General features: G+C 75.2%; 15 protein-coding genes and 1 tRNA gene. 11 read left to right on the forward strand and 5 right to left on the reverse strand.

All coding sequences use genetic code 11. The features are described from left to right. Positions 1-186: 186 nt before the first annotated feature. The 5 genes from GMA12_RS00595 (at position 187) to GMA12_RS00615 (ending at position 9,299) form a co-directional block, all read left to right on the forward strand. Positions 187-1,323, forward strand: a complete 1,137-nt coding sequence (locus tag GMA12_RS00595; protein ID WP_156266253.1) for a TerC family protein — start codon at positions 187-189, stop codon at positions 1,321-1,323. Further along, positions 1,320-1,814 (forward strand): adenine nucleotide alpha hydrolase family protein, encoded by a 495-nt coding sequence (locus tag GMA12_RS00600; protein WP_156266255.1) that lies wholly within the window; start codon positions 1,320-1,322, stop codon positions 1,812-1,814. Before GMA12_RS00595 ends, GMA12_RS00600 begins: the two co-directional genes overlap by 4 nt. A 28-nt stretch (positions 1,815-1,842) precedes the next feature. Beyond that, positions 1,843-2,310 (forward strand): helix-turn-helix transcriptional regulator, encoded by a 468-nt coding sequence (locus GMA12_RS19370; protein ID WP_306438927.1) that lies wholly within the window; start codon positions 1,843-1,845, stop codon positions 2,308-2,310. 57 nt (positions 2,311-2,367) lie between these two features. Then, positions 2,368-5,724, forward strand: a complete 3,357-nt coding sequence (locus tag GMA12_RS00610) for an ATP-dependent helicase (protein WP_156266257.1) — start codon at positions 2,368-2,370, stop codon at positions 5,722-5,724. Positions 5,725-5,804: 80 nt separating this feature from the next. Next, the gene (locus tag GMA12_RS00615) at positions 5,805-9,299 is read left to right on the forward strand and encodes an ATP-dependent helicase (protein WP_156266259.1); all 3,495 of its coding nucleotides are present in this window, start codon (positions 5,805-5,807) and stop codon (positions 9,297-9,299) included. On the opposite strand, the gene GMA12_RS00620 is transcribed toward GMA12_RS00615, so the two are convergent. Beyond that, positions 9,275-10,549, reverse strand: coding sequence for a macrolide 2'-phosphotransferase (locus GMA12_RS00620; RefSeq protein ID WP_370829708.1), 1,275 nt, complete (start codon positions 10,547-10,549; stop codon positions 9,275-9,277). The two genes, GMA12_RS00615 and GMA12_RS00620, sit on opposite strands and share 25 nt — an antisense overlap. A 101-nt stretch (positions 10,550-10,650) precedes the next feature. Between GMA12_RS00620 and nudC the strand changes: the two genes are divergently transcribed. Further along, positions 10,651-11,742 carry an NAD(+) diphosphatase gene (nudC, locus tag GMA12_RS00625; RefSeq protein WP_162459285.1) on the forward strand — a complete coding sequence of 364 codons (1,092 nt, stop codon included), beginning with the start codon at positions 10,651-10,653 and terminating at the stop codon, positions 11,740-11,742. Further along, on the forward strand, positions 11,736-13,562 hold the full coding sequence (locus GMA12_RS00630; RefSeq protein WP_370829711.1) for an ATP-dependent helicase: 1,827 nt from the start codon (positions 11,736-11,738) through the stop codon (positions 13,560-13,562). The genes nudC and GMA12_RS00630 overlap by 7 nt, the downstream gene beginning before the upstream one ends. On the opposite strand, the gene GMA12_RS00635 is transcribed toward GMA12_RS00630, so the two are convergent. Continuing rightward, positions 13,553-14,371: a ThiF family adenylyltransferase gene (locus GMA12_RS00635; protein WP_162459287.1), complete on the reverse strand. Its 819-nt coding sequence runs from the start codon at positions 14,369-14,371 to the stop codon at positions 13,553-13,555. The two genes, GMA12_RS00630 and GMA12_RS00635, sit on opposite strands and share 10 nt — an antisense overlap. Positions 14,372-14,530: 159 nt before the next feature. On the opposite strand from GMA12_RS00635, the gene GMA12_RS00640 reads away from it, so the two are divergent. Further along, on the forward strand, positions 14,531-15,097 hold the full coding sequence (locus GMA12_RS00640; RefSeq protein WP_156266263.1) for a M48 metallopeptidase family protein: 567 nt from the start codon (positions 14,531-14,533) through the stop codon (positions 15,095-15,097). Here the strand turns inward: GMA12_RS00640 and GMA12_RS00645 are convergent. Next, entirely contained in the window at positions 15,073-16,515 is a 1,443-nt protein-coding gene (locus GMA12_RS00645; protein WP_156266265.1) for a zinc-dependent metalloprotease, read from the reverse strand. The two genes, GMA12_RS00640 and GMA12_RS00645, sit on opposite strands and share 25 nt — an antisense overlap. A 206-nt stretch (positions 16,516-16,721) precedes the next feature. Between GMA12_RS00645 and GMA12_RS00650 the strand changes: the two genes are divergently transcribed. From GMA12_RS00650 to GMA12_RS00660, 3 genes are all read left to right on the forward strand, one after another. Continuing rightward, positions 16,722-17,801, forward strand: a complete 1,080-nt coding sequence (locus tag GMA12_RS00650) for a YlbL family protein (protein WP_162459288.1) — start codon at positions 16,722-16,724, stop codon at positions 17,799-17,801. A 160-nt stretch (positions 17,802-17,961) separates the two neighbouring features. Beyond that, positions 17,962-20,946 carry a UPF0182 family membrane protein gene (locus tag GMA12_RS00655; RefSeq protein ID WP_162459289.1) on the forward strand — a complete coding sequence of 995 codons (2,985 nt, stop codon included), beginning with the start codon at positions 17,962-17,964 and terminating at the stop codon, positions 20,944-20,946. A 58-nt stretch (positions 20,947-21,004) separates the two neighbouring features. Then, positions 21,005-21,081 (forward strand) — tRNA-Met (locus tag GMA12_RS00660). Positions 21,082-21,243: 162 nt separating this feature from the next. Here the strand turns inward: GMA12_RS00660 and GMA12_RS00665 are convergent. Beyond that, positions 21,244-21,987: a PspA/IM30 family protein gene (locus GMA12_RS00665; RefSeq protein WP_156266268.1), complete on the reverse strand. Its 744-nt coding sequence runs from the start codon at positions 21,985-21,987 to the stop codon at positions 21,244-21,246. A gap of 142 nt (positions 21,988-22,129) precedes the next feature. Beyond that, positions 22,130-24,184 carry a TPM domain-containing protein gene (locus GMA12_RS00670; RefSeq protein ID WP_156266269.1) on the reverse strand — a complete coding sequence of 685 codons (2,055 nt, stop codon included), beginning with the start codon at positions 24,182-24,184 and terminating at the stop codon, positions 22,130-22,132. Positions 24,185-24,329 lie beyond the last annotated feature (145 nt).

Genomic DNA, 24,329 nt, shown 5'->3' on the forward strand with positions numbered 1-24,329 from the left:
CCGGTCCGGGATCGTGGCGCCGGGCGGGGTCTTGCCGGAACAGGTGAACTATGCTTCACTTGTCGCCACAGGGAGGGGAGTATCCCAGCAGCGTTCCGTCGTCACTACGGCCCCGCGAGGGGTCCGGCGGACGGGCCCGCACGGGCCGGGAGAGACCTCCGATCGGATCGATCGGAAGGTGCTGTCATGGATGTCCCGTTCTGGATCTGGGCCGCGGTGCTCGGCTTCATCGTGGTGATGCTGGCCGTGGACCTCTTCGCCCACCGGCGCGCCCACGTGATCGGGGTGCGCGAGGCGGCGGTGTGGTCCGGGGTGTGGGTGGCCTTCGGCGTCGGCTTCGGTGCTCTCGTCTGGTGGGGCTGGGGGGCGGAGTTCGGCCAGCAGTACTTCGCCGGCTATCTGATCGAGAAGTCCCTGGCGGTGGACAACGTGTTCGTCTGGGCGATCATCTTCAGCTACTTCGCCGTGCCCCGGGAGTTCCAGCACCGGGTGCTGTTCCTGGGGGTGCTCGGCGCACTGGTGTTCCGCGGGATCTTCATCGCCGCCGGGGCGGTGCTCATCGAGAACTTCTCCTGGATCCTCTACGTCTTCGCCGCGTTCCTGCTCTACACCGGGTGGAAGATGATCCGCCAGCGCAACGAGCACCTGGACCCGGAGCGGTCGGTGGTGCTGCGCGGGTTCCGCCGCTTCGTGCCGATGAGCGAGGCCTACCACGGCCAGAAGCTGCTGGTCCGGCGCGACGGGGTGCTGCTGGCCACCCCGCTGCTGGCGGTGCTGGTGCTGATCGAGGTCACCGACATCGTCTTCGCGGTCGACTCGATCCCGGCGATCTTCGCGGTGACCGAGGAGGTGTTCCTGGTCTTCACCGCCAACGCCTTCGCGATCCTGGGGCTGCGGGCGATGTACTTCCTGCTGGCGGACCTGATCCACCGCTTCGTGTACCTGAAGATCGGCCTGGCCCTGGTGCTGATCTGGGTCGGGATCAAGATGCTGCTGAAGATCGACATCGTCTACATCCCCACCGGCATCTCCCTGGCGGTGGTCGCCACGATCCTCACCGTCTCCGTGGTCGCCAGCCTGCGGGCCACCCGCGGGCAGGGCCGCCGGTCGCTGCCGGCCCCGGCCCAGCCCCCGTTCCGGGTCGCCACCGCCGAGGAGAACGCGGCCCTGGACCCGGTGTGGCGCCGCCGGCGCCCCACCGAGCACGAGCAGGCCGAGCGGGTCCACGACGGCGCCGTCCCCGCCCGCGACGGCGCCGAGGACGGCTCCCGGACCGCTGCCCGGGACGACCACGGCCGACAGCACGGAGGAGGAGTGCGATGAACGGTCCCGCCACCGGAGCCCGGCACCCGGTCGCCGCGGTCATCACCGACGGCCCCGAGGCCGCCGCGGTCGCCCGCCGCGCCGCCCGGATCGCCGCGGAGGCGGGCCGGCCGCTGCTGCTGCTGGTGCCGATGCTCCGGTCGGCGTTCACCGACGACGCCGTCATCGGCCGGCACGTGCACGAGGAGGCGCTGCAGGACGCGCGGGCCGTCGCCGCCCGCGCCCTGCCTGCCCTGGAGGCCGCCGGCGTGCCGTTCCGCGTGCAGGTGGTCTGGCACCGCAGCTGCGGCCTCAGCGGCGCCCGGCAGGTCCGTGCCATCGCCCTGGCCCACGCGGCGCACCGGGCCGGGGCCCCGGTCGTGGTCACCCCGGTGCAGCTGCCGGTGCCCACGGTCGAGCACGGGCCCGGCGTGGTCCTCGTGGCCTCCGGGCCGGCCGCCCCGCTCACGGTGCACCGCCCGGCGCGCTCCCGCCGGCTGGACCAGCTGTGACCCGCCCGCAGCACGGAAGGAGCCCACGGTGACCCGTTCCGCCGTCCCCGCGGGCACCGACGCCCCGACATCCGACGCCTCGGCCCCCGACGCCCCGGCTCCCGGCGGCCCGGCCCCCGACACGCAGCGCGGCGACGGCCCGCGCGACGGGCGGAACCGGGCACCCGGGCCGCCCGTGCCCGCCGGCCCCGTCGTCCGACCGCCGTGGACCTTCCTGACCAACCACGGTCACGTGCTGCTGGCCGTGGCCCAGTCCCAGGACGCCCTGGTCAGCGAGATCGCCGCCCGGGTGGGCATCACCACGCGCGCCACGCTGGCGATCCTCAAGGACCTCGAGTCCGCCGGCTACCTCCGCCGCCACCGGAACGGGCGCCGCAGCCACTACACGGTCGACGGCCACCGGCCCTTCCGGCACCCGGCCATCGCCGCCCACGAGATCGGGGAGCTGCTGGACGTCCTCGCCCCGGCGCCGGCCGGGTCCGAGGGCGCCTCCTGACGGGTCGCCGCGGCCGGTGGCGTTATCCCGTCGGAGTGCCGTGATGGGATGAGTCCCATGCGGCACTCCGAGGACAGCACCCAGACCACCAGCACCGCCGCTGCGCCCGGGGCGGGGCCGGTGCGCTGGAACCTCGTGCCCCCGTCCGGTGCCGGACCGGCCCGGCCGCCGTGGCGGCCGAGTCCCGAGCAGGAGGCCGTGGCCGGGCTGCCGGCCGGGTGCGGGCCCCGGCTCGTGCTCGGCGGGCCCGGGACCGGGCGCACCCGGGTGCTCGTGGAGCTGGCGGCGCGCCGGATCCGGGCGGGCCTGGACCCGGACCGGCTGCTCGTGCTCACCCCCTCCCGCCTCTCCGCCGCCCGGGTGCGGGACGAGCTCACAGCCTCCGTGTCCGCCACCATGAGCACCCCGCCGGTGCGGGCCTGGCAGTCCTACGCCTTCGACCTGCTCCGGCGGGCGCAGAACGAGGGCCTGCTGACCGGCGTGGCCCACAGCCCCAAGCTGCTGTCCGGGCCCGAGCAGGACGTCCTGATCGGAGAGCTCATGGCCGGGCACGCCGCGGGAGAGGGCGCCGCCGTCGTCTGGCCGGAGGACCTGCGGGAGGCGCTGGGCACGCGGGGCTTCCGGCAGGAGGTGCGCGAGCTGTTCGACCGGATGTCCGAGTACGACCTCGCGCCCGGGGACCTGCGCGACCTCGCCCGCCGGCTGGGCCGCCCCGACTGGTCCGCCGCCGCCGCGATGCGCGCCGAGTACCAGGCCGTGCGCCGGCTGCGGATGCCCGAGTCCTACGACCCCTCGGCCCTGGTGACCGAGGCCGCGCGGGTCCTCGAGGAGCAGCCGGACTTCCTGCGCGCCGAGCAGGAGCGCCTCGACCTCGTGCTCGTGGACGACCTCCACGAGGCGACGCCTTCGATCCACCGGCTGCTCGCCGTGCTCTGCCGGGGCCGGGACACCGTGCTGACCGCCTGCGCCGACACCGTCGTGCAGGGCTTCCGGGGGGCCCGCCCCGACCTGCTGCGCACCCTCGACGACCGCCTCGCCGAGCCCGCCCGCCCGCTGCAGCGGCACCTGCTGGGGGAGAGCCGCCGGATGCCGCCGGCGGTCGCGGAGGTCTGGCGGCGCGTCGCGGAGCGCATCCCCGCCGTGGCCGGCGCGCGGCACCCGCGGCGGCTGGAACCGTCCGACGCCGTGGCGGGGGAGGGCGAGGTCGTCACCGTCGTGCTCTCCTCCCCGCTGCACGAGGCCCGCTGGATCGCCCACGAGATCCTCGAGCGCCACCTCGTGCACGACGTCCCCCTGGCGGACATGGCCGTGGTCGTGCGCAGCGGCCGCTACCTGGAGAGCCTGGAGCGCCAGCTCTCGGCCCTGGGCGTGCCCGTCAGCACGTCCGCCGCCGAGACGCCGGTGCGGGACGAGGCGGCGGTGCGCCCGCTGCTGGGCGCCCTGCGGATCGTGACCGAGGCGGACGCCGCGGCCGCCGAGCGGGACGGGGGCGGGCACTTCGCCGCCCTCACGGTGCAGGCGGCCGTGGAGCTGCTGTCCTCCCGGATCGGCAACGCCTCCCCGATGGACGTCCGGCGGCTGCGCCAGCGGCTCCGGGCGGAGGAGCTCGCCGCCGGCGGCGGCCGGACCAGCGACGACCTGCTCGTCGAGGCCCTCGTGGCCCCCGGCGCGCTGGACGCGGCCGGAGTGCGCTCCGTGCCGGCCCGCAGGATCGCCCGGATGCTCACCGCCGGCCGCCGCGCCCTGCGCGAGGAGGGCGCCACCGCGGAGACGGTCCTGTGGGCGCTGTGGGAGGCCGCCGGGGTCGCCGAGTCCTGGCGCCGCCGCGCCCTGGAGGGCGGCCCCGCGGGCGAGCGGGCCGACCGCGACCTCGACGCCGTCGTCGGCCTGTTCGAGGCGGCCGAGCGCTACGTCGACCACCTGCCCGGGGCGAGCCCCGCGCAGTTCCTGGACTACATCGACAGCCAGGAGCTGCCCATGGACACCCTGGCCGCCCGCGCCCCGACCGACGAGACCGTCGAGATCATGACCCCGGCCACCTCGGCCGGCCGGCAGTGGCCGGTCGTCTTCGTCGCCGGGGTCCAGGAGGGCGTGTGGCCGAACACCCGCCTGCGCGGGCAGCTGCTCGCCGCGGACCTGCTCACGGACGCCCTCGACCTCGGCGTCGAGCAGGCCTCACGGGTCACCCCGGTCACCCGGATGCGGGAGGTCCGCCACGACGAGCTGCGCTCCTTCTCCGCCGCGGTCTCCCGCAGCCGGGGCACGCTCGTGGTGACGGCGGCCTCCGACGAGGACCAGCAGCCCTCCGAGTTCCTGGACCTCGTCGACCCGCCGGGCACGGGTCCCGGGGACGGCGTCCGGGCGGTCGTGGACGCCCCCCGGCCCATGACCCTGCGCGCCCTGGTGGCGGAGCTGCGGCAGTGGGTGCAGCTGCACGACGAGGACCCCGTGCGCGCCGAGGCCGCCGCACGCCTGCTGCACCGCATCGCCTCGTCCCCGCGGCCGGTGCCCGGGGCCCACCCCGACACCTGGTGGGGCGCGGCCGAGCTCACCAGCACGGCCCCGGTCTTCGACGACGGGGTCCCGGTGCCCGTCTCGCCGTCCCGGATCGAGACCATCCACCGGTCCCCCCTCGACTGGTTCGTCGCGGCCGCCCGCGCCGAGGCCGCCACCGACCTCAGCCGCAGCCTCGGCTCGCTCGTGCACGCCATCGCCGAGGAGCTGCCGGAGGCCTCCGGGTCCGAGCTCGTGGCCGAGCTCGACCGCCGCTGGCCCACGCTGGGGCTCCCGGAGACGTGGGAGTCCGAGGTCCAGCTGGAGCGTGCCCGGCAGATGCTGCGCAAGTTCGCCCAGTACGTGGTGGACGCCCGCAGCCGGCACGGCCGGCGGCTGGCCTCGGTGGAGGGCTCCTTCAGCGTGCTCGTCCAGGGCAGGGCCCGGGACGCCCTCCTGCGCGGACGCGTGGACCGGCTGGAGCTGGACGAGCAGGGGCGCTACGTCGTCGTCGACCTCAAGACCGGCCGGAACCAGCCGGCCGGGGCGAAGATCGCCGAGCACCCCCAGCTGGCGGCCTACCAGGTGGCGCTGTCCGCGGGCGCGGGGACGGCCATGGTCGCGGGCGAGGACGATGCCGTCCTGGAGCTGCCCGGCGGCACGGTCACGGAGCTCTCCGGCGGTGCCCTCCTCGTCCAGCTCGGCACCCGGGCGAAGTCCCCCTCCGTGCAGCAGCAGGACCCCCTGGACCCGGCGGACACCTGGGCGCGGGACCTGATCACCCGCGCCGCGGAGCTGGTGGCCGGGGACCACTTCGTCTCCCGCCACGACCAGGCGGAGGGCGCCTTCGGCGGGCACGGGTGCCGGCTGCCGCAGATCTGCCCCCTCTGCGCCGAGGGCCGGCAGGTGAGCGAGCCGTGAGGGCCGTCCCCGGGTCCGCCGGACCCCGTGCCGGGCGCCCCGGCACCACTGTCCCCCGAGCACAGGAGGATCCAGCCCCCATGACCGAGGCCCCCACCACCCCCACGGCGCGGGCCGGGCACGACCCGGACCACCCCTACGGCGGTGTCGACCCCCGGTACAGCCCGGAGGAGCTCGCGGAGCTGCTCGGCGGCAACCGCCCCACCCAGCAGCAGTCCGCCGTGATCTCCGCCCCGCTCTCGCCCCGGCTCGTGGTCGCCGGCGCGGGCTCGGGCAAGACCGCCACCATGGTCGACCGGGTCGTGTGGCTCGTGGCCAACGGCATCGTGGCCCCCGACCAGGTCCTCGGCGTGACCTTCACCCGCAAGGCCGCCGGGGAGCTGGGGGAGCGGATGCGCACCCGGCTCGCCCGCCTGCGCGCCGAGGGGCTCGTCGCGCCCGTCGGCGCCGAGGACGACGACGTCCCGGCCGCGCCCCAGGACCCGATCGTCAGCACCTACCACTCCTACGCCAACACGCTCGTGCGCAACTACGGGCTGCGGATCGGCATCGAGCCGGACACCACGCTGCTGGGTCAGGCCCGGACGTGGCAGATCGCCGCGCAGACCGTGGAGGCGTGGACCGGGGAGCTGCTCGAGGCCATGCCCGCGAAGTCCACCATGGTCCGCGCCGTCCTCGACCTCGCCTCGGCGTGCGCGGAGCACCTCGTGGAACCGGCGGCCGTGGAGCGCTTCGCGGCCCGGCTGCTGGGCGAGCTGGCCACCACCCCGCCGGGCCGGCGGAAGAAGACCCTCGGCGCGTCGCTGAAGAAGGTCGAGGAGAACCAGCGCACCGCGTGGGTGCTCGCCGAGCTCGTGGCCGACTTCGCCCGGCGCAAGCAGGAGGCCCAGGCCATGGACTTCGGGGATCTGCTCTCCGCGGCGGCCCGGCTGGCCGAGCAGGACCCGGCCGCCCGCCGGACCGAGCGGGAGCAGCACCGCGTGGTGCTCCTCGACGAGTTCCAGGACACCTCGCACGCCCAGCTGCGGCTCTTCGCGGCCCTGTTCGGGCAGGGCCACTCCGTGATGGCCGTGGGCGATCCCCAGCAGTCGATCTACGGCTTCCGCGGGGCCTCGGCCGGCCAGCTGTTCGGCTTCTACGACTCCTTCCCGGTCGCCCCGGGCCAGGACGGGGACCCCAGCTTCCTGACGACGGCGTGGCGCAACGACGCGAGCATCCTCGACGTCGCCAACACTCTCGCCGCCCCCCTGCGGAGCCTGCCGGCGTGGGCGCGGGGGACGTCCTCCCTGACGGTCCCCGAGCTCACGCCCCGGCCGGGCGCCGGCCCCGGGCACGTGCGGCTCAGCCGGTACGCGACGGACGTCGAGGAGGCAGCCGCCCTCGCCGAGCAGGTCCGCGCCCGCCGCGAGGAGCACCGCGGGGACCCGGAGGATGAGATGCCCACCATGGCGGTGCTGTGCCGCAAGCGGGCCCAGATCGAGCCCGTGCGCCGGGAGCTCGCCGCCCGCGGGATCCCCTACGAGGTCGTGGGCCTCGGCGGGCTGCTCAGCACCCCGGAGGTCTCCGACGTCGTCGCGACGCTGCGGGTGCTGGACGACCCCGGCCGCTCGGACGCGCTGGTGCGCCTGCTCGCGGGGGCCCGGTGGCGGATCGGGGCCCGGGACCTCATGGCGCTGTCCGACTGGGCGTCGCACCTGGAGCGGCGCCGGACCGAGGCCGCGCAGGCCGGGCGACCGGAGGACCTCGAGAGCCCCGTGACCGCGGCGGAGGCCGAGGAGGAGGCCCTGGTCGAGCCGGACCTCTCCGACCACGCCTCGCTGGTCGAGGCGCTCGAGACCCTCCCGCGCCCGGGCTGGACCTCCACGCACGGGCGGTCCCTGTCCGAGGCCGCCCGGCAGCGGCTCGCCACGCTGCGGGCCGAGCTGGCGCACCTGCGCTCCTACCTCTCGGACGACCTGCCCAGCCTGCTGCACGAGATCGAGACGGTCCTCGGCCTCGACATCGAGGTCGCCGCGCACCCGCACCGCTCCTCCCACCAGGCGCGGCGCAACCTGGACGCCTTCCAGGAGGCGGCGCAGTCCTTCACCGCCTCCTCCGCGACCGGCGACGTCTCGGCGTTCCTCGCCTGGCTCGACGTCACGCTGGCGGAGGAGAACGGGCTCGAGCCGGGCCCCGACCGCGCCCGGCACGACGCCGTGCAGCTCGTCACCGTGCACTCGTCCAAGGGCCTCGAGTGGGACCACGTCTACGTGCCCGGCCTCAACGCCCGGAACTTCCCGACCGACAACCCCGCGCGCTGGACCCTCGACACCGGTGCCCTCGCGTGGCCGCTGCGCGGGGACGCCCGGTTCCTGCCGCAGTGGTCCGTGGACACCACCGACCTCAAGGCCCTCGAGGAGTCCCACACGGAGTTCCTCGAGCTCGCCGCGCAGCACGCCGAGGACGAGGAGCGGCGCCTGGCGTACGTGGCGGTGACCCGTGCCCGGACGGTGCTGGAGCTCTCCAGCACCGTCTTCCGCGGCACGGCCGCCAAGGGCCAGGAGCCCTCCACGTTCGTGGCCGAGCTGGCGCCGCTGACCGAGGGGGCGGCGCCGCCCGTCCGGCTCGGGCCGTGGGCCGAGGTGCCCGAGGGGACGCGCAATCCGGCCGCCGCGACCGTGCTGAGCGCGCCGTGGCCCTACGACCCGCTGGAGGGCCCGGAGATCACCGAGACGGTCACGGGGGAGGACGGCACGGACACCGTGCGGGTGAGCCCGCCGGCCCACCTCGGGCGCCGGTCCCGCCTGGAGCGGGCCGCCCGGGCGGTCCGGGAGCGCGGCTTCGAGGACACCGCGGACCTGGACGTGGAGGACCTGCTCGGCGCCGGGGAGCGTGACGGGCGGTCCCCGGACCCGCGGCGCTGGTCCGAGGAGGCCCGGATCCTGCTGGCCCGGCACGAGGACGCACGGGCCGAGCGGTCCGTGCCGATGCCGTCCCACGTCTCCGCCTCGACGCTCGTGGCGCTGTCCCGCGACCCGCTCGAGGTCGTCTCGGGGCTGCGACGACCCATGCCCCGGCGGCCCGGCACCGCCGCCCGGCGCGGCACCACCTTCCACGCGTGGATCGAGCAGTACTACGGCAGCTCCGCGATCTTCGACGTCGGCGAGCTGCCCGGCACTGCCGACGAGTACGTCGACGAGGCCTACGACCTCCCGGAGCTCGCGGCGACGTTCCGGTCGAGCCCCTGGGCGGACCGGCAGCCGCACGCCGTGGAGTTCCCGCTCGAGACCCCGATCGCCGGCATCACGGTGCGCGGGCGCGTGGACGCGGTGTTCCGCAACGGCGACGGCACGTGGGAGCTCGTCGACTGGAAGACCGGGCGGGCACCGGCCGGACAGGAGCTGCGGGAGCGCTCGGCGCAGCTGGCCGTCTACCGCCTCGCGTGGTCCCGCCTGCGGGGGGTCCCGCTCGAGGCGGTCACCGCGGCGTTCTACTACGTGGCCGAGGACCGGGTGGTCCGCCCGCACGACCTCTCCGGGGCCGAGGAGCTCGAGGCGGTGATCCGCGAGGCCTACGACGTGGTGCTGCGGTCCTGACCGGATCCGGTCGCTGGCGGCTCACCCGCGGCCCGCCCGGGCCCCGCGGCCGGGCGCGGGACGCCGCCGGCGGTCCCGTCCCCGATGCTGTCCCCGGGGCCGTCCCCGGTGCTGTGCCCGGGGCCCCGGTCCCCGGACTGCCCGTCGGAGACCACCGGTTCCCCGGCGGTCCGGGCCCCGGTGCCCGGCGCCGGGCCCGGTGCGGTGCCCTGCGGCGGCGCCGGTGCGGCGGCCTGCGCGGTGGCCCGCGCCTCCGCGGCGGAGCGCCGGGCGACGTCCTGGGCGAGCGTGTCGAGCATCTGCTCCGCGTCCGCCACGAGGCCGTCCATCCCGCGGTCCACCGCGCGCACCAGCCACTGCGCGAGGGCGAGCTCCGCGTCCAGCCGGGCGCGGTCCAGCAGGTGCGGGTCCGGCTCCCGGTCCGGGGCCTGGAAGGAGGTGCGGCGGCAGGCCGCGGCGTAGGCCTCCAGCACGCTCTCGGCGAGGCGGGCGTCCCGCGCCGCGAGCAGCCACGCGAAGTCTCCCGCGGGGTCGCCCACGTGCAGGTCCGTCCAGCCGGTGACCCCGCGCACCCGCCCGCGGGAGATCAGCAGGTCGTCCTCCTGCAGGTCGCCGTGCACGACCCGGGGCGGGAACTGCCACACGGCCCGGTCCTCGAGGACCTGCTCCCACCGGTGCAGCAGCGCGGCGGGCACCCGGCCCGTGGCGGCGGCCCGGCCCAGCTCCACCAGGCGCCGCTGCCGGCACTGCTCGGCGGTGTAACTCGGCAGGTCCGCGTCGAGCACCAGCGCTTGCGGCAGTGCGTGGATCGCGGCCAGCAGGCGCCCGAGCTGCACGCTCAGGGTGGGGGGCGGCTCGGCGCTCGGGACGTGCCGGTGGTGCTCCGGGTCCGGGGCGGCGGCCATGCGGGCGAGCTCGTCGATGTCCAGCGGCGCCCCCTCGATGTGCGAGTGCACGAAGGCGTGCAGGTGCCCGTCCTCGACCGAGCCCGCCGCGGTGGGCACGAGGAAGGGTAGCCGGGAGCGGATGGCGGGGGTGAAGCAGCGCAGCACGAGGTGCTCCGTCTCCAGGCGCACGCTCGCCTCGGGGCTCAACGGCGAGCGCACCCGCCACCGGCGGCCCGCGGCGTCGAGGACCACGGCGGAACGGAAGTCGGCGTCGTCGTCCGGGGAGGGGCCCACGGCCACGGGCGCGAGTCCGGGGACGCCTGCGGCGGCGACGGCGGCCAGGTGCTCGAGGGAGGTGCTCACGGCGTTCACCCTACAAGAGGCCCGGTCGGGGGCGACCACCGTCGTCCCCGGTCACCGTCCGGCCCACTCCGGGGTCCGCCGGGATCGCTACAGTGGGGAGCGTGTCCGCCTCCACCGTTCCCCTGCCCGAGCCCGGCCCCGGCGCGTCCTCCGCGCCGGCCCCCGGGCGCCTCAGCGCGGCCCGGCTGCCGTTCGCCGCGACCGCCTTCGACCGCGACGCCGTCGACCGCGAGCTCGAGGACGTCCGCGTGCTCGCCGCCCAGGACCCCTCCTCGCTCGTGCTCGTGCTCGCGGGCGGCCTCGCCCCCGTGGCCGGCGACGCCCTGGTCCTCGTGCCGGTCGGCGACGTGCCGCGCGTCGACCACGACCCGCGCCGGCCGGAGGTCTACCTGGGCCGGCTGCCCGGCGCCGAGGGCGAGCGGGGCCCGCGCGTGCTGCTGCGGGCCGTCCCGGCGCCGGAGCCCGCGGACGCGGACGCGGCGGCCGAGCCGTTCGCGGTGCCCGAGCCCGTCGTGGTGGCGGTGACGGCCTCGGCCGCGGCGCGCGGCGTGGAGGGGATGCGCTGGGCCGGACTGCGGGAGCTGGGCCCGGTGCTCCCCGCCGCGGACACCGCGCTGCTGGTCACCGCGCAGTCCGTGGGGCTGTGGCACCGGGACCACCCCCGGTGCCCGCAGTGCGGGGAGCCCACCGAGGTGATCCGCTCCGGCTGGGCGCGGCAGTGCCCCAACGACCGGTCCCTGCACTTCCCGCGCACCGACCCCGCGATCATCGTGGCCGTCAGCGACGGCCACCCCGACCCCGCCCGGGAGCGGCTGCTGCTGGGCCGCTCGGCGCTGTGGAAGGGCAACCGGTTCTCGACGCTGGCCGGGTTCGTGGAGCCGGGGGAGTCCCTCGAGCAGGCCGTGGTCCGGGAGGTGGCCGAGGAGGCGGGGCTGGTCGTGGGGGACGTCCACTACCTCGGCTCCCAGCCCTGGCCGTTCCCGCGGTCCCTGATGCTCGGCTGCCGGGCCGTGGCGCGCTCCGGCGCGGCCGTGCCGGACGGCCAGGAGATCCTGGAGCTGCGCTGGTTCACCCGGGCGGAGCTGCGGGAGGCCGCGCGCACCGGGGCCGTGACGCTGCCCGGGCGGGTCTCGATCGCCCACGCCCTCATCGAGCACTGGCTCGGCGAGGACCTGCCGGAGACCGCGTGGTGAGCGGGGAGGACGCCGGACAGCTCGCGGAGGCCGGCCCCGAGGAGCGGATCCTCGCCGGGCTGGACCCGGAGCAGCGGGAGGTGGCGACGACGCTGCGCGGCCCCGTGTGCGTGCTGGCGGGGGCCGGGACGGGCAAGACCCGGGCGATCACCCACCGCATCGCGTACGGCATCGCCACGGGCGTGTACACCCCGCAGAAGGTCCTGGCCCTGACGTTCACGGCGCGCGCCGCCAACGAGATGCGCAATCGTCTGCGCGGCCTGGGCGCCGGCGGGGTGCAGACGCGCACCTTCCACGCCGCCGCGCTGCGCCAGCTCCAGTACTTCTGGCCGCAGGCGGTGGGCGGGCCCCTGCCCGGGCTCGTGGAGCACAAGGCCCGGCTGATCACGGAGGCCGCGCAGAACATGCGTCTGTCCACGGACCGCGCGGCCGTGCGGGACCTCGCCGCAGAGATCGAGTGGGCCAAGGTCTCGATGCTCACGCCCGACACCTACCCGGTCCGGGCGGCCCGGCGGGACATGCCGCTGGGCTACGAGGTGCGCACCGTGCAGCGGCTCTACCAGTCCTACGAGGAGCTCAAGACCGACCGGCACCTCATCGACTTCGAGGACGTCCTGCTGCTGACCGTGGCCGTGCTCGAGGAGGACGAGCGCGTGGCGGCGACCGTCCGCGAGCAGTACCGGCACTTCGTGGTCGACGAGTACCAGGACGTCTCCCCGCTGCAGCAGCGCCTGCTCGACGCCTGGCTCGGCGGGCGGGACGACGTCTGCGTGGTGGGCGACGCCTCCCAGACGATCTACTCCTTCACCGGCGCGAGCTCCCGGCACCTGCTGGAGTTCCCGCACCGGCATCCGGAGGCCCGGGTGGTCAGACTCGTGCGGGACTACCGCTCCACCCCCCAGGTCGTGGAGACCGCCAACCGCCTGCTCGCCGCCCGCCGGCCGGGCCCGGGCTCGACCCCCGGCTCCTGGGCGACCCCGCTGCACCTCGTGGCCCAGCGCCCGGACGGCCCCCGCCCGTCCTGGAACGAGTACCCGGACGACGAGGCCGAGGCCGCCGGGACGGCCGCGCGCATCCAGGACCTGATCGACGACGGCGTGCCCGCCTCCGAGATCGCCGTGCTGTTCCGCACGAACGGGCAGTCCCAGGCCTTCGAGACGGCCCTGGCCGAGGCCGGCATCGGGTTCCAGCTGCGCGGCACGGAGCGCTTCTTCAACCGCCCGGAGGTCAAGCAGGCCGTGGTGCAGTTGCGCACCGCCGCGCGGGCCGCCGAGGCCTCGGACGAGCCCACCCGGCTGGTGCGGGACATCCTCTCCTCGCTGGGCTACTCCGACCGGGCGCCGCGCTCCACCGGGGCGGTGCGGGAGCGGTGGGAGTCCCTGGCCGCCCTCGTCTCCCTCGCGGACCGGATGGCCGAGGACGCCGCGGCCCGCGGGGAGCAGTTCCTGCTGCCGGACCTCGCGGCCGAGCTGGAGCGCCGCACGGCCCAGCAGGACGCCCCCGTGATGAACGGGGTGACCCTGGCGTCCCTGCACTCCGCCAAGGGCCTGGAGTGGGACGCTGTGTTCCTGGCCGGGCTCAGCGAGGGGCTCGTGCCCATCGGCTTCGCCGAGACCGCGGACGAGATCGACGAGGAGCGCCGCCTGCTCTACGTGGGGATCACCCGGGCCCGCGAGCACCTGGTGCTGTCCTGGACGCTGTCCCGCACCCCGGGCGGGCGGCCCACCCGCAAGCCCTCACGGTTCCTGGACGGGCTGCGCGAGACCCAGCCGCCCCGGGCACGCGGCCCGCGCGGCCGGGGCGTGCGGGCTCACGCCTGACAGAGTCCGCACAGGCAGAGGCTGCGGTCGAGCTCCAGCAGCGCCTCCTCGCCGGGCCACGGCGGGGCGAGCAGCCGGGCGAGCGGCCGGCCGCCGCTCGTCCCCTCCGGGGTGCGCCACGGCTCCGCGGGGACTCCCGCGCCCGGCGGCGCGTCGCCCCACAGCCCGTCCAGGGCCACGGCGAGCACCTCGACCGCCAGGCCGCCGGCCAGGGCCTCCGCGTGGGCGGGCCGCGCCCAGGCGGTGAGGACGGCACCGAGGCCCCCGGGCACCGGACCGGGCTCCCGGGCGCGGACGGTGGCCCGCAGGCAGTCCGGGCACGGCCGCTGCGCCCAGGGCACCGTGGGCCAGCGCAGCAGCGCGCCGTCGGCGTGGTGCAGCGACACCAGGGGGTGGTGCGGGTCGAGGGCCGGCTCCGTCCACACCGCGCCCCCGCCCGCCGGCGGGTGCCGGGTGCTGCGCACCACCACCGTGCCCGGCAGCAGCGCCCCGGGGAACAGCTCCGGCCCGCTGACCGGGACGCACCGGGGATCCAGCGCGCGCAACCGCCGGCGCAGGGCCTCGTCCCGCGGGCGGCCGAGATCGGCCGGACGGTATACGCCGCCGTCCAGGTCGGCGGCGGTCACGGGCGAGCCGTCGTTGACATTGAGGCCGAGCACCCCGCAGCGCAGCAGGAGCACGGCCAGTGCGGCCGCGAGGCCGTCGAGGCCCAGCAGCAGGACGTGCACCTCCTCCGGGCGCGGCGGCTCGAGCCGGGGCGGGCCCGGCTGCGGCGCGGGGCGGGGACCGGGGACGGCGGGCAACGGCACGGCGTACCTTCCGGACGGGCGGGCGGGTTGCCGCCATCGTCGCCCGGGCCGGACCCGCCGCGCGCTCGGGCGCGGCCCGTCCACTGTCCACGTCGGGGGCCGTCCACACGCCCGGGCCGCCGGTTCGCGGCCGGCGGCGCGGGCGTGTTCAATGACCCCATGCCCGTACCGTCGCAGCCCGAGGTCGTCGTGCGCCGCTCCGCACGCCGGCGCAAGACCGTGTCCGCGCACTGGAGCGAGGACACGGTGGTGCTCTCCGTCCCGCAGTCCGCGACCCGGCGGGAGATCGAGCACTGGACCCGTGAGCTCGTCCCCCGGGTCGTGGAGCGCCGCCGCCGGGAGGCGGCCCGGGGCGCCGACCGCCGGTCCGACGACCGGCTCCTGGAACGGGCCCGGGAGCTGTCCCGGCGCCACCTCGAGGGCCGGGCCCGGCCCTCCGACGTGCGCTGGTCGACGCGGCAGAACACGCGGTGGGGCTCGGCGACGCCGGCCACCGGCGTGATCCGGATCTCGGCGCAGCTCCAGGAGGCCCCGGAGTGGGTCCTCGACTTCGTGCTGGTGCACGAGCTGGCGCACCTGCTCGAGGCCGACCACAGCCCCCGCTTCCGGGAGCTGGAGGCCCGGTACCCCCTGGCCGGGAAGGCCCAGGCGTTCCTCGACGGCGCCGCCTGGGTCCACCGGTCGGGAGGGGCCGCGGAGGATCAGCGGGGCGCGTCCCCGCCCTGAGGGCCCTCGCCCTCCGGCCGCTGCGGGCCGGTGCCGCCGTCCCCGCCGGGGCCCTCGTAGCCGCCCGAGAGCAGCCGCTGGAGCGCGGCGTCGACCTCGTCCTCGGAGGCGGTGAGCAGACCCCGGCGCTCGGAGAAGCCCGCGGGGTCGTCCAGGTCCTGGTCGGTGGGCAGCAGCTCCGCGGCCTCCCACAGCCCGTCGCGGTCCTGGATCCCGCGGCGCTCGCCGACGTACTGCCAGAACTCCGCCGCCTCGCGCAGCCGGCGCGGGCGCAGCTCGAGGCCCACCAGGGCCCCGAAGGCGTGCTCGGCCGGGCCCCCGGAGGCACGGCGGCGCCGCACGGTCTCCGAGAGCGCCCCCGCGGAGGGCAGGTTGGCCGTCGAGTCGACCGTGACCACGTGCACCCAGCCCTCCACGAGCGCCAGCACCGTCTCGAGCCGCTTGAGCGTGGCCTCCTGGTCCGGGGTCTGCTGCGGGGCGAAGATCCCCGAGGAGAGGGCGTCCTGCATGCTGGAGGGGTCCATGGGGTCGATGTCCCGCGCCGCCTCCTCGATCCGGGACATGTCGATGTGGATGCCCGCGGAGAAGCGCTTGATGAGCTCCAGGATGTGCTCCCGCAGCCAGGGGTTCGCGGCGAACAGCCGGACGTGGGCGGCCTCGCGCACGGCGATGTAGAGCATGATCTCCTGCGCCGGGATGTCCAGGCCCTCGCCGAACTGCCTGATGCTGGCGGGCAGCAGCCCGGACCGGCCCTCCGCCAGCGGCAGCCCGATGTCGGTGGAGCACAGCACCTCGCGGGAGAGCCCGCCGATGGCCTGCCCCAGCTGCATGCCGAACAGCATCCCGCCGGCGCCGGCCAGCATCCCGGAGGCCCCGCCCATCATGCTCGACAGCTCGGCCGGCAGCTGCTGGGTGAGGGCGTCGGTGAGGGCCTGGGTCACCGACTCCGCGACGGGACCGGTCATGTCCTTCCACGTCTCCTGCGTGGCCTCGATCCACTCCGCGCGCGACCACGCCTGCGGGCGGATCGAGGTCTGCCCGAACTCGGTGTGGTCCACCAGCCACAGCTCGGCGAGCCGCATCGCGTCCTCCACCGCCCCCCGCTGGGCGGGCGTGACGGAGGGGTCGCCGTCCGCCGCGGCGATCCGGCGGGCCTGGTCGTGGGCGAGCTTCCAGTTCACGGGCCCCTCGCCGGCGCCGGCGCCCATCATGGACTGGATCTGCTGGAACATCATGGACATCGCCTGCGGGTCCATCGGGATCCCGGCGCGGCCCAGGTCCTCGGGGCTCATCCCGCCCTGGCCCATGAGGCGCTCGAGCATCTCCTGGAAGGGGTCCTTGCGGTGGTCGCCGGAGTCGTCCCCGGGGGTGTCGCCGGGGGTGTCCCCGGAGCGGTCGTTGGGGGGCTGCGGAGTCATGGGTCCACCGTTTCGTCGGATCGGTCACGGGATCGGGGCGCGCGGGCGCTCCCGACGTCTCTGCGTCCAGCCTAGCGATCCCCGGTCGGGGCCGACCATGGGCCAACTCCCAGTTCGCTGGAAGCTCACGGGGGCTCCGGCGCGATAAACTGGACCGTCCGGACCGGGAGGCTCCCGGCCGCACCGACGACCCCCGAGGACTGCCCGTGACCGTTTCCCCCCGCCCGCGCCGCGGCCTGCGCCGCCGGAGCCTCGAGTCGTGGGCGCTGCTGGGGTCCGCCGGGCTGCTGCTCGCGGGGACGGTGCTGCCCGCGCCGTTCGTGATCGAGTCGCCGGGGCCCACGTTCAATACGGTGGGGGAGCACGACGGGCGGCAGCTGCTGGGCGTGAGCGGCGCGCCGACCTATCCGAGCGACTCCGTCCTGGACCTCACCACGGTCTACGTCACCGGGGGCCCCACCAGGAACGTCAACGTCCTCACGGTGCTGGGCTCCTGGCTGGACCCCTCCGCCTCCGTGGTGCCGGCCGACAGCCTCTACCCGCGGGAGGTCTCCGGGCAGCAGGTGGACGACGCCGGGATGCTGGCGATGACGTCCTCGCAGGAGCACGCCGTCGCGGCGGCCCTGGACCACCTGGGCATCGACTTCGACACGGAGCTGTCGGTGCACGGCACCGTGCCCGGCGGTCCGGCCGACGGGGTCCTGGAGAGCGGCGACGTGCTGCGCCGCGTCGACGGCGCGCCCGTCTCGTCCCTGTCCGGTCTCAAGGACGCGCTCGACGCGGCGGGGGAGCGGGGCGTGCGCCTGGAGGTCGAGCGCTCCGGCGAGCCGCGCGAGGTCGCGGTGGACACCGTGCGGGACGAGGCGACCGGCGCCTGGCAGCTCGGCGTCTTCCTCGTGCCCGACTTCGGCTTCCCCGTGGACGTGGACTTCGACCTCGACGAGGTCGGTGGCCCCAGCGCGGGCATGATGTTCGCCCTCGGGATCGTGGACGAGATGACCCCGGGCTCGATCGCCGGCGAGCGCCACCTGGCGGGCACGGGCACCATCACCCCGGAGGGGGACGTCGGGCCCATCGGCGGGATCCGGCAGAAGCTCGAGGGGGCGCGGCAGGCGGGGGCCGAGGTGTTCCTGGTCCCCGAGGGCAACTGCGCCGAGGCGCGGGGCCACGTGCCCGAGGGCCTGACGGCGGTGTCCGTGCGCACCCTCGACGACGCCGTGGCCGCCGCGGAGGCCGTCGCCGAGGGCCGGGACCTCTCGGCGCTGCCCGGGTGCACCGCCACATGAGCACCCCCGCGTGCACGATTGCACCCCCGAGAACGGCCCGGGCAGAATGGTCGGGGCCCCCCGTCGATCCGTCGGCGGACCTGATCCCGCCCGGGGCAGCGCAGCACCCACGACTCCACGCACCACATCTGACGATCGACGCGGAATGCAGAGGTAACCAGTGACCGCCGGACCCACAGCCCCCCGACCACCGAGGCAGCAGCCAGCAGGACAGCGGCGGAAGCGGGGTGCGCTCTGGCCGACCGTCGTCATCGTGCTCGTCCTCGTGGCCGCCTTCGTGGGGCTGACCCAGCTCTACACGGACGTCCTGTGGTACGACCAGCTGGGCTACCTGAGCGTGTTCTTCACCGAGAACGCCACGAAGATCGCGATCTTCGTGGTCTCCGCCGTGCTCGTGGCCGCGCTGATGTTCGGGAGCCTGTTCCTCGCCTACCGCAGCCGGCCCATCACGGCCGAGTCGATCGTCGACGACAACCTGCGCCGCTACCAGGAGGCCCTCGAGCCGGTCCGCAAGATCGTCATGATCGTCGTGCCGGTGCTGTTCGGGCTCTTCGCGGCGAGCACGGCGATGACCCAGTGGGACACGGTCCTGCTGTTCCTCAACCAGGAGCCGTTCGGCCAGGAGGACCCGCAGTTCGGCCTGGACCTGGGCTTCTACGTCTTCACCCTCCCGTTCCTGCGCTTCCTCATCGGCTTCCTGGTTTCGGCGATCCTGCTGGCCGGCGTCGCCGGGATCCTGATGCACTACGTCTACGGCGGGATCCGGATCACCGAGCGCGGGCTGTCCACCACCCGGGCCTCCCGGGTGCACCTGGGCGTGCTGGCCGCGCTGTTCCTGCTGCTGCAGGCGGCGAACTTCTGGCTGGACCGGTACTCCACCCTGCAGTCGACCTCCGGGGAGTGGACGGGCGCGCTGTACACCGACGTCAACGCGGTGATCCCCACCAAGGCGATCCTCGCCGCCGCGGCGCTGATCGTCGCGGTCCTGTTCGTCGTGGCGTCCTTCGTCGGCCGCTGGCGGCTGCCGGTGATCGGCACGGCCATGCTGCTGGTGGTCGCGGTCGTGGCCGGCGGGATCTACCCGTGGATCGTCCAGCGCTTCCAGGTCCTCCCGACCGAGCAGGCCCTGGAGAGCCAGTACATCGAGCGCAACATCCAGCTCACCCGCTCGGCGTACGGGCTCGACGCGGCCGAGGTGATGCCCTACGACGCCACCACCCAGACCGAGCAGGGCGCGCTGCGCCAGGACACCGAGACGACGTCGAACATCCGCCTGCTGGACCCCAACGTGGTCTCCTCCGCGTTCTCCCAGCTGCAGCAGTTCCGCCCGTACTACCAGTTCCCCGACACCCTCAACGTGGACCGCTACGAGATCGACGGCGAGGTCCAGGACACGGTCATCGCCACGCGCGAGCTGAACCCGGACCAGAACCAGGGCTGGTACAACCAGCACGTGGTCTACACCCACGGCTACGGCGTGGTCGCGGCCTACGGCAGCCGGGTCGAGGCGGACGGCAAGCCGCAGTTCATGCAGTCCGGCATCCCCTCCCGGGGCGTCATCTCCGACGACTACGAGCCGCGCATCTACTTCGGCGAGAACTCCCCGATGTACTCGATCGTCGGCGGCGGGGAGGGCGACGAGCCGCTCGAGCTCGACCGCCCGCAGACGGCCGGGGACGAGGCCGGCGACGCCAAGACCACGTTCGCCGGCAACGGCGGGCCCAGCATCGGCAACTTCTTCAACCGCCTGGCCTACGGCATCAAGTTCCAGTCCTCGGACCTGCTCCTGTCGGACGCCGTGCGCCCGGAGTCCCAGATCCTCTACGACCGGGACCCGCGCGAGCGGATCGAGAAGGTCGCCCCCTACCTGACGGTCGACGGCGCCCCGTACCCGGCGATCATCGACGGCCAGGTGCAGTGGATCGTCGACGCCTACACCACCTCCGACGCCTACCCGTACTCGACGCCGTCGGTGCTGGAGGAGGCCACGCAGGACACCCAGACGGCCCAGGGGGCCGCCGCGACCCTGCCGCCGGAGCGGGTGAACTACATCCGCAACTCGGTCAAGGCCACGGTCAACGCCTACGACGGCTCGGTGTCCCTGTACGCCTGGGACGACCAGGACCCGGTGCTGAAGGCGTGGCAGAACGTCTTCCCGGACACGCTCAAGCCCTACTCCGAGATGTCGGCGGAGCTGATGGCCCACGTGCGCTATCCGCAGGACATGTTCAAGGTCCAGCGCGAGCTGCTCAACCGCTACCACGTGACGGATCCGAACAGCTTCTACCAGAACGACGACGTCTGGTCCGTGCCCAACGACCCGACGCAGGACTCCGAGGTCGCGCTGCCCCCGTACTACCTGTCGATGCGGATGCCCGGTGAGGAGGAGGCCAACTTCTCCCTCACCACGTCCTTCATCCCGCAGCAGTCCGAGACGGGCAACACCCGCAACGTGATGTACGGGTACCTCTCGGCCAACTCCGACGCCGGCACCGGCGAGGACGGCGTGAAGAGCGAGGAGTACGGCACGCTGCGCCTGCTCGAGCTCCCGCGCTCCTCGGTGGTGCCCGGGCCCGGCCAGGCGCAGAACCTCTTCAACTCGGACACCGACGTCTCGACGGAGCTCAACCTGCTCCGCCAGGGCGCGTCCGAGGTGATCAACGGCAACCTGCTCACCCTGCCCGCCGGCGGCGGCATGCTCTACGTGCAGCCGGTCTACGTGCAGTCCTCGGGCGACGCCGCGTACCCGACGCTGCGGCGCGTGCTCGTCGGCTTCGGCGAGGAGGTCGGCTTCGCGCCCACCCTGGAGGAGGCGCTCGACGAGGTCTTTGGGGGCGACTCCGGCGCCCAGACCTCCGCCGGCGCCGGCGTGAACGACGCCGAGGCGCAGTCCCCGGACGGGGAGGCCCCGGCGGACGGCGAGGCCCCGGCCGGCGGCGGCCTCGACGACGCCCTGCGGGAGGCCAACCGGGCGATCCAGGAGTCGGAGCAGGCGCTCGCGGACGGCGACTGGACCGCCTACGGGGAGGCGCAGCAGCGGCTGCAGGACGCCCTCGAGCGGGCGCTCGAGGCGGAGGGCGTCGTCGACCCGGAGGCCGAGGGCGCGCTGGCCCCCGAGCAGCCCGCCGAGGAGCCGGCCGGGTAGCCCGCCGAGCAGCCGGTTTGCGGCTCCACCCCGCGGCACGTATAGTCGTACCTGTCGCCGCGGGGTGGAGCAGTTCGGTAGCTCGCTGGGCTCATAACCCAGAGGTCGCAAGTTCAAATCTTGCCCCCGCAACCACGGAAGGCCCCCGGACCGTCACGGTCCGGGGGCCTTCGCCGTGCCCGCCGCGGACGTCGTCCCGGTGCCCGGCACCCGGTGGGACCGCGCGGGGTCCCGGGCACGGCAGAGGCCCCGCGGCCGTGCGCCGTGGGGCCTCTGCCGTGTCCGGGGGCGGGCCTGTCAGACCTCTTCGGAGGAGACGATCTTCTCGGCGTTGCGGGACTTCAGCGCCGCCAGACGGGCCTCGATCTCGCTCTGCTGGCCCAGGGCCTCCAGGGACTCGAACTGCGCGTCGAGGGAGGAGGAGGCGAGCTCCTGCTGGCCGAGCAGGCGGGCCTCCTCGCGGCGGATCTTGTCCTCGAAGCGGGAGACCTCGCTGGTCGGATCGAGCACGTCGAAGGCCTTGATGGCGTCCTGGACCTGCGACTGCGCCTGGACGGACTTCTGCCGGGCGTTGAGCTCGTCGCGCTTGTTGGACAGCTCCTGGAGCTTCCCGCGCATCTTGTTGAGCCCGTCCTTGAGCTTCTCCACGACCTGGGTCTGGGACTGGATCTGCGGCTCGGTGCCCCGCGCCTCCGTCTCGTACTGGATCTGGCGCTGGAGGGCGACCTTGGCGAGGTTGTCGAACTTGTCGGCCTCGGAGGACCTGCCCGAGGCGCGGAACTCCTCGGCCCGGTTGGAGGCGGCCAGGGCCTTGTTGCCCCACTCCTGGGCCTCGCGGACGTCCTCCGCGTGGTCCTGCTCGAGCAGGCGGAGGCTGCCGATGGTCTGGGCGACGGCGGCCTCGGCCTCCCGGATGTTCTCGGTGTAGTCGCGCACCATCTGGTCCAGCATGAGCTGCGGGTCCTCGGCGGCGTCGATCATGGCGTTGATGTTGGCCTTCGCCAGCTGGGCGATGCGGCCGAAGATGGACTGCTTGATCATGGTTCCTTCTCTCCTCTGGTGCTTCCGGGAGGTGTCTCCCGGATCGTCGGACGGTCGTGGTCGGGGTCGTGGTCGGAGTGGTCGTCGTGGTGGAGGTCGAGGTCCTGGCCGGGCCGGCCGCGGTCCGGTGGGGCGGCGGCGCTCAGAACCCCCCGCCGATGTCGCCGCCGAAGCCGCCCCCGCCGAAGCCGCCCCCGAAGCTGCCGCCGAACCCGCCGCCACCGTCGAAGCCGCCCCCGCTGAAGCCGCCCCCGCCGTTGAGGATGGAGCCGAGCAGGATCCCGCCGAGCATCGCGCCGCCGAGCCCGCTGTTGGACCGGCCCCGGTAGCCGCCCATGCCCATGGGGCCGCCGAAGCCGCCGTAGGAGAAGGACTCCACGTCCCGCTGGGCGGCGTACTGGGCCTCGCCGGCGAGCCGGATCGCCTGGTTGGCGTAGCCGAGGGCCTCGGAGGGCTGCGACTGCCGAGCCTGCTGGGCCGCCTCCAGGTGGCGCTCGGCCTCGGCGAGGCGGGTGCGGGCCTCCGGGCCCACGCCGCCGCGGCGGGCCCAGATGTACTCGCTGGCCGAGCTGACCTGGGCCTGCGCGGAGACGAGGGTGTGGGCCAGGGTCTCCCGCGCGGAACGGTCGCGGTCGTTCTGCGAGCGCACGGAGGCCAGCCCCTTGTCGAGCTCGTCCTTGGCCACGGCCAGCCGGCGGCTCAGCCCGAGCGGGTCGATGCGCCCGGCGCGCATCTGCTCCTCGACGGTGCCCAGCACGGCGGCGACGCCGGCCACGGCCCCGGCCAGCTCCGGGTTGGACCCGCGCCGGACGAGGGCGTCCGCCTCGGCAACGTCCCGCTGGGCGATCGTCACGGCGTCCCGGAGGGACTCCTCGGCGGCGGCGAGCTCGGTGGCGGCGTGGTCCACGGCGTCGAGCAGGCCCCGGGCCTGGCCCACGCCCTCCTCGGCCGCGCGGATGTCCACCACGGCGTCGCTCGTGCGGCCGGCCGCGAGCTCCTGGCGGGCCTCGTCCACGGCGGCGCCCACGAAGTCGAGGCGGTCGCGGGCCTGGTCGATGTTGTCGCGGACCGGGGCGAGGGCGGTGTCGTTGTAGCGGGCGGCGAGCTCCCGCAGCCGGGCGTCGGCGGTGCCGAAGCGGGGCCGCACGGCCTCGGCCTCGCGCTGGACGTCCACGAGCGCGTCCGGGGCGCGGGTCTCCAGCTGCCGCAAGGAGCTGAAGGCCTCCTGGTGCTCCTGGAGGGGGCGCTGGGCGTCCTGCGACCGGGCGATGATCTCGGCGAGCCAGGCCCGCTGCTGCTCCTCGGTGTCCGGGATGTGGTCCTCCAGCTGCTGCTGCAGGGCGAAGGAGGCCTGCATGTGCTTCTTGGCGTCCTGGATGGCCCGGCGGAACGGCTCCACCTGCTCGTCCCCGTACTGCAGCTGGGCGAAGGCCAGCTCCTGCTCGGAGTGCTGGATCGCGTTGTCGGTGGCCACCAGCAGCGTCCCGGCGCGCTTGCGCAGCTCGGGCACCGGGACGTCCGGGTAGGGCCCGGCCGGGTGCTCCTGCGCGGGCTGCCGCCCGTCGTGCTGCTGTCCGCGCTGTCGGCGCTTCTTGTTGCGCGAAGCGATGCCGTAGACGGCCAGCCCGCCCAGGCCCAGGGCGCCGAGGCCCAGGATGCCCGCGCCCGCGCCGCCGCCGCCGCCGCCGGAGGCGCCCTCCTCGCCGCCGCCGGTGCCGCCGAGCTCCGCGTCGATGCCCTCGACCGCTCCGCGGACCGCGCCGTCCCAGTCCTCCGCGGACAGCGCGGGAGAGATGTGCTCGCGGTAGATGCGCTCCTGCTGCGCCTGGTCCAGCGGGCCGGCGGAGGAGGCCGAGAAGCGCGCCTGACGGTCTTCGGTGGCCACGACCAGCACGGCGTCGGAGCTGCCGAAGCCGTTGAGCGCGGCGAACTCCTCCAGCCACGCCTCCGGCTCGTCGGGGCTGGTGAAGGTCTCGACGAACACCGCCGTGAGGTTGACCCCCTCCTCGGTGGCGAGGCCGCGCACGTCCTCCTCCAGCGCCGCGGGGTCCTGCAGGACCCCGGAGCCGTCGACGATCCGCTCGCCCGGGGGCACGTCCACGGGGGGCTCCGCGACGGCCGCCCCCACGGGCACGAGCAGGGCGAGCGCCAGGCCGCAGCCGGCGGCGGTGCGGCGGGACACGGGGCACCAGTGCATGATCTCCCTCACGTGGTTGGTGGTCCCGATTCTAGGGCGGGGCCGCGGCGCCGTCCCGGAGGACGGGATGCCTACGCGCAGGGCGAAATCACAAGGAGGCTGTCGACCAGACCGCGAGCGTGCGGGTGGTGCCCAGGAACTGCCC

Origin of the sequence: Kocuria sediminis (assembly GCF_009735315.1) — a bacterium.
Lineage (GTDB): Bacteria > Actinomycetota > Actinomycetes > Actinomycetales > Micrococcaceae > Kocuria > Kocuria turfanensis.

Bases quoted from the DNA above. Each gene is read 5' to 3' on its own strand.
- GMA12_RS00610 (WP_156266257.1), top strand. From the start codon at position 2,368: ATGCGGCACTCCGAGGACAGCACCCAGACCACCAGCACCGCCGCTGCG.
- GMA12_RS00615 (WP_156266259.1), top strand. From the start codon at position 5,805: ATGACCGAGGCCCCCACCACCCCCACGGCGCGGGCCGGGCACGACCCG.
- GMA12_RS00665 (WP_156266268.1), bottom strand. From the start codon at position 21,987: ATGATCAAGCAGTCCATCTTCGGCCGCATCGCCCAGCTGGCGAAGGCC.
- GMA12_RS00600 (WP_156266255.1), top strand. From the start codon at position 1,320: ATGAACGGTCCCGCCACCGGAGCCCGGCACCCGGTCGCCGCGGTCATC.
- GMA12_RS00640 (WP_156266263.1), top strand. From the start codon at position 14,531: ATGCCCGTACCGTCGCAGCCCGAGGTCGTCGTGCGCCGCTCCGCACGC.
- GMA12_RS00670 (WP_156266269.1), bottom strand. From the start codon at position 24,184: ATGCACTGGTGCCCCGTGTCCCGCCGCACCGCCGCCGGCTGCGGCCTG.
- GMA12_RS00645 (WP_156266265.1), bottom strand. From the start codon at position 16,515: ATGACTCCGCAGCCCCCCAACGACCGCTCCGGGGACACCCCCGGCGAC.
- GMA12_RS00595 (WP_156266253.1), top strand. From the start codon at position 187: ATGGATGTCCCGTTCTGGATCTGGGCCGCGGTGCTCGGCTTCATCGTG.